The sequence below is a fragment of the Longimicrobium sp. genome, from assembly GCF_036387355.1.
Classification (GTDB): domain Bacteria; phylum Gemmatimonadota; class Gemmatimonadetes; order Longimicrobiales; family Longimicrobiaceae; genus Longimicrobium.
In genome coordinates this window covers 1-5,073 of sequence record NZ_DASVTX010000476.1, presented here as the reverse complement: position 1 = coordinate 5,073, position 5,073 = coordinate 1, and the positions used below count along the sequence as shown (strand labels likewise).

Below are 5,073 nucleotides of genomic sequence, written 5' to 3'. Positions count from 1 at the left end.
CACGGGCGGCAACATGTGGCCCATGCTGGCCGGCATCGGGCCGCTGCTGGGTGGTGAGGCGGTCGGCTCGTTCACCGACAGCCCCCCTGGCCGGGCATGGCGCTACCGCGACGGCCGCAGCTGGTTCGGCGACAGCACCTCCACCGCGGCGCACGGCTGGGGCAGCACACCCCCGCGCCCGCTCACCCATCTCCGCGCTCCCGTCGCGGTGCTGACCGGGCGCCGGACTTCCAGCAGCGGCGAGATGACGCTGCTGGCGTTCCTGGGCCGGCCTGACCTGCGCACGTTTGGAGATACCACGTCCGGCGCCGCATCCGCCAACGCCAACGTTCCGCTTCGCGATGGCGCCATGCTGATCATCACCGCGGCGTACCCGCGCGACCGGCTGGGCCGCCGGTATCCGCTGCGCATCGCCCCCGACGAGTTCGTGTCCGAAAGCGGCGTCGCGGGCCAGGACGCGCCCCTGCTGCGCGCATCCGCATGGCTGCGCCGCCACCCCGCGTGCGCCCCGCGCGAGTGACGCGACGGCGATTCCGGGTGTCATCACGCGATCTGCGGGCAGGCTGAACGGATGAACCAGCAGGCGGATGGTGATCCCAACCTGCCTGACCTGGCGGCAAACGCGCCGGCAACCGCGGGGATCCAGCGCGGCCTGCACGGGATGGACGATGGACGCGGCGAAGATGCCGAGGATGCATTCTCGTCGCTGGATCGTGAACTCGGGCGCGCTGCACTGATCGCGTCACCCCTCCTGCCTGAACCCGCGGCGCCCTGGTGCCCGTATACCAGCGCGGCGCGGCGTTTTGCCTTATGTTGGATGGGAGCGTCGCCGGTTTCGGTTCAACCGTCCGCAAGAGAGCGAGTCCATGGCAGGCCAGCGCACGTACGACGATGACGAAGTCCGGGCGATCTTTGCCGAAGCGGCGCGCCGCGAACTGGCGGAGCCCCGCCCCGCCCCGGCCGCGAACGGCCTGACCCTCGTGGAACTCCAGGACATCGGGCGCGAGGCCGGCCTGGACGTCGCGGCCGTGACCCGCGCGGCCGCCTCCCTGGACGCGCCCGCGGTGCAGACGCCGGTGCGCAGGTCGCTGGGGATGCCCGTGGAGGTGGTGCACACGGTGGCGCTGCCCCGCGCGCCCACGGAAGGGGAGTGGGAAAAGCTCGTCGCCGAACTGCGCTCCACCTTTCGGGCCCGCGGGCGGGTCGCCTCGCAGGGCGGGCTGCGCGAGTGGAGCAACGGCAACCTGCACGCGCTGGTGGAGCCCAGCGTGGACGGATACCGGCTGCGGCTGGGCACGGTAAAGGGGAACGCCCGCGTGCTCAACGCGCTGGGCGGCGCCAGCCTGTTCGCCGGCGCTGCCGCGCTGTCGTCCGCGCTTTCGGGCGGGCTGCCGCAGGACATCATCGTCCCCGGAATGATCGCCGCGACGGGGCTGGGCGCCTTTGCCGCGAACCTGCTGCGCCTTCCCCGCTGGGCGCAGACGCGGCGGCGGCAGATGGACCTGATCGGCGCCAAGGCCGCCGCCATCATGGCCGCCGACCCGCACCCCGCGGGCTGAGAGCGCCACGCCCCCATCGGCGGAGCCGAGCATCGCCCTGATGTTCGGCTCCGTTTCCGCGCCCACCCGTACATCCACCCTCCGCACAATTCCTCCGTGGCCATCCGCGACTGGACGCCGGGCAGAATCCGCTGGTTGTGGACGTTCGGACTGATCGCCGAACTGCTGGTGATCTACGTGTTCGTGGCGCCGCGATATTCGCTGGCGCCCAGGGCACCCGGGTACGACTCCGTGTTTTCCGTGCCGGGTCCGCCGTCCGATCCGCAGAGGCAGGAGTGGCACCGCATTCTGCGCGATTCGCTGGGGATCAACGTGGCGGTCAGCGGCGACACGCTCACCACGTTCAGCCGGGACTCCTTCGCCCTCGCCATCCTCAATCGCGGTGACACGTTTCGTACGCTTTCTCTGTCTCTCGCCGCCCGTCGGGCAGCGAGTACCGTCACACGCCCGATCGCGGAAGCGTTGCGCGCGGCAGCTCCGTTCATGATCGCGCTGCTGATTCTGTACTGCAGCGTGACGCTTCTGCCGATCCCGCTCGCGCTGCTGGTGCTGACGCTGGTCTGGCGCCGCCGGTCCTCTCCGGCGCAGTGACGATTGCCTGCCTGGGGGGCCGGGTGGTGCGGCTCATCGGACGGTGGCGTCGCGCCAGCGCACTCCTGCTGCTCTGCGCGGTGGGATGCGCCCCCGCCCGCCCGCCCGCTCCGGTCGTGGGCGGCGCGCCTGTTCCCGCGGCGACGCCCGCGGCCGAAGCGCGCGCCGAAGCCGCGTCCTCCGGGCCGGCTGCCGCGCCGGCGGCGGTGCCGGGCACCACGCCGCCCGCGGGCGGGTGGATCGCCGCGTTCAAGCACCTGTTCGAGCTCACGGGAGCGGACCACGAGGGGCCGGAAGCAGGCGCGCTCTGCGTGGCGGCCGGATATCCCTTTCACACTCCCACCGTTCCCGCCGACGTACTCGCCGCCATCCAGACCCGGGCACCCATCCACGATTCCGCGGACTGCCGCCGGAACGAAGCGCTCGTGGCCGCGCCCGACGGCGGGCTCGCGCGGCTGTTCACCGTGGATGCCGCGCTGCGGGAGCCCGGGCTGTGGGGCGTGGACCTGACCTACTACGCCGGGCCGCTGAACGGCACTACGTGGAATTGCAAGCTCGTGCAGCGGACACCCGGCCTCTGGACCGTGTACGACTGCCGCCGCACGTTTACTTCCTGACCCTGGTTCGGGCCCGTTCCATGAGATGGATTCCCGCCGCCGCGCTCCTGCTGCCGCTTTGTGCTGGCGGGTGCGGGCGCGCGAGCCGATCCGAGTCGCAGGCGGAGGCGGCCGCGATCTACGAGAGCCTGCTGCGCGAGCACTGCTGTTCGGACAGCGCGATCGTGCAGGCCGTCACGGACTCGGCGGCACTCTCCAATCCCGCGAACTACCGGGCGTTCGTTAAGGACCTGCAGTACTTCTCGCCCGAAATCCGCGAAGCAGTCGCGGATCTGCACACCCGGAGCGAATCCGTGTACCCACTCCCGGATTCCGTTCGCGTCACAGGGCACGACCGGCGCGTCCCGGCGGACAGCGCCGAGTTGATGGTGCAGACGCTTGTGCGAGACGATCGTCGCCTGTACAAGCACAACCCGATTGTCCAGTTGTCGGCGGTGGGCTACAGTCGGGACGGAAAGGTCGCGGTCGTGAGGATTGTAGTTACGTGCGGCAAACTCTGCGGCGACGTCACCTTCCGCGCGCTTCGCAGGCATCCCGGCGGCTGGGTGGCCGCGGAAGAAGTCTGGAGCGCGGTCTTCTAGTCACGCGCCCTCACCGAGTAATCCACTCACAGCCCGATCTGTCGACCCCATGCATGCTCGCGCCGCCGCCCTCATCCAGGAACTCGAGCTTCAGCCTCATCCGGAAGGCGGCTACTACCGCGAGGTCTTTCGATCCGCCGAGCAGGTGCAGCCGCTGGACGACCGCGCGGCGCGGAGCGCGCTGACCACCATCTACTTTCTGCTGGTGAGCGGGCAGCAAAGCCGGTGGCACCGCGTGCGCTCCGACGAGGTGTGGCACTTTTATGAAGGCGAACCGCTGGAGCTGTTCTGGACCGACGGCCGCGAGCCCGTAAAGAGGGCCACGCTCTCCACGGGCGCGGCAGGGTCGCGACCGGTGTGCGTGGTGCCCGCGAACTGCTGGCAGGCGGCGCGCCCGGCCGGCGCCTATGCGCTCGTGGGGTGCACGGTGGGGCCGGGCTTCGACTTCGCGGACTTTGAGATGATCAGCGCCGGTTCGCCGGAGTCCGAGCAGTTGCGCGCGCTCGGCGGCGCGCCCGACGCGCTCTTCTGATCCGCGGCGGAGGTTGCACGTTGTGGAGAACGGACGTGCGTGTCGCGACGTTGGATCGGCGGCAAGTAGATCCTTCGACTCCGCGCCACAGTTCGGAGCGGCTGACGATACGGCGCGGCGCTCCGCTCAGGATGACATTCCGTGCGCACCCAAGTCTTTATCGCGCATGAACTTGTCATCCTGAGGAGGCGCCGGAGGCACTTGCGGCGGGCACCGCACTTTGGCGCCGACAAAGGATCTGCCATGCCCGTGAGAACGGACGTGCGTGTCGCGACGTTGGATCGGCGGCAAGTAGATCCTTCGACTCCGCGCCACGATTCGGCGCGGCTGACGATCCGGCGCAGCTTCCGCATTTCCGCGCGGATGCGATGGCGAGCGGGGTGTCTGAAGACCCTCCACAGGCGACAACCGGACCATGATGGGTCGCGTTACCCACGAGAGACGCGCGCGACGAGGGTAAGGTTCTGGCGCCGGCCCGGAATGGGCGGCGACGCACTCACCCTATGATCCGGGCCGACGCCATGACCGCCTTCACCTATCCGCACAGCATCGACAACGGCGCGGGCGAGCGCCTCACCTTTCTGCGCCGCGTTCCGGGAGAACACGGAGACCGGCTGGAGGTGGAAAACGTGGTGGCGCCCGGGGCGGGCCCCGTGATGCACGTGCACCACCATCAGGCCGAAGCGCTTACCGTGGTGCGCGGGCGGATCGGATACGAGCGGCCGGGCCAGCCATACCAGTTCGCCGGGCCGGGCGAGACGGTGGCGTTCGCGCCGGGCGACGTGCACCGCTTCTGGAACGCGGGCGAGGACGACCTCCACTGCACCGGCTACATTGAACCGGCCGACAACGTGGAGTACTTTCTGGCCCAGATCTTCGATTCGCAGAAGCGCAACGGCGGCGGGCGCCCCCACATCCTGGATGCGGCGTACCTGGCCACGCGCTACCGCAGCGAGTTCGCCATGTCCGAGATCCCCGCGCCCGTGCAGCGGTTCCTCTTCCCCGTCCTGGTGGCGATCGGAAATCTGCTCGGCCGCTACGGACGCTACGCCGGGGCCCCGGAGCCCGTCGTGCGCTGACCACGCCCGGGCGAGGCAGCGGATTGCCTCGCCCTCGCGCCGCGCCTGCCGGGAGGTCTCCGGAGTGCTACATTCAGCGGATGACCGGATCTGGACCGGATGAACCTCCGCCCG

General features: G+C 70.2%; 7 protein-coding genes. All 7 read left to right on the top strand.

Annotated features, from left to right (window positions below; all coding sequences use genetic code 11):
* On the top strand, positions 1 to 520 hold a 520-nt coding region (locus VF665_RS20580), incomplete at its 5' end, for a S41 family peptidase (RefSeq protein WP_331055342.1).
* 346 nt (positions 521 to 866) lie between these two features.
* Positions 867 to 1,559: a hypothetical protein gene (locus VF665_RS20575; RefSeq protein ID WP_331055341.1), complete on the top strand. Its 693-nt coding sequence runs from the start codon at positions 867 to 869 to the stop codon at positions 1,557 to 1,559.
* 96 nt (positions 1,560 to 1,655) lie between these two features.
* Entirely contained in the window at positions 1,656 to 2,150 is a 495-nt protein-coding gene (locus VF665_RS20570) for a hypothetical protein (protein ID WP_331055340.1), read from the top strand.
* Positions 2,147 to 2,767, top strand: a complete 621-nt coding sequence (locus VF665_RS20565) for a hypothetical protein (RefSeq protein ID WP_331055339.1) — start codon at positions 2,147 to 2,149, stop codon at positions 2,765 to 2,767. Before VF665_RS20570 ends, VF665_RS20565 begins: the two co-directional genes overlap by 4 nt.
* 20 nt (positions 2,768 to 2,787) lie before the next feature.
* Positions 2,788 to 3,348 (top strand): hypothetical protein, encoded by a 561-nt coding sequence (locus VF665_RS20560; RefSeq protein ID WP_331055338.1) that lies wholly within the window; start codon positions 2,788 to 2,790, stop codon positions 3,346 to 3,348.
* Between the two features lie 49 nt (positions 3,349 to 3,397).
* A complete protein-coding gene (locus tag VF665_RS20555) occupies positions 3,398 to 3,880 on the top strand; it encodes a cupin domain-containing protein (RefSeq protein ID WP_331055337.1) in 483 nt (160 codons plus the stop codon).
* 503 nt (positions 3,881 to 4,383) lie between these two features.
* A complete protein-coding gene (locus VF665_RS20550) occupies positions 4,384 to 4,959 on the top strand; it encodes a cupin domain-containing protein (protein WP_331055336.1) in 576 nt (191 codons plus the stop codon).
* The last annotated feature ends 114 nt before the right edge of the window (positions 4,960 to 5,073 follow it).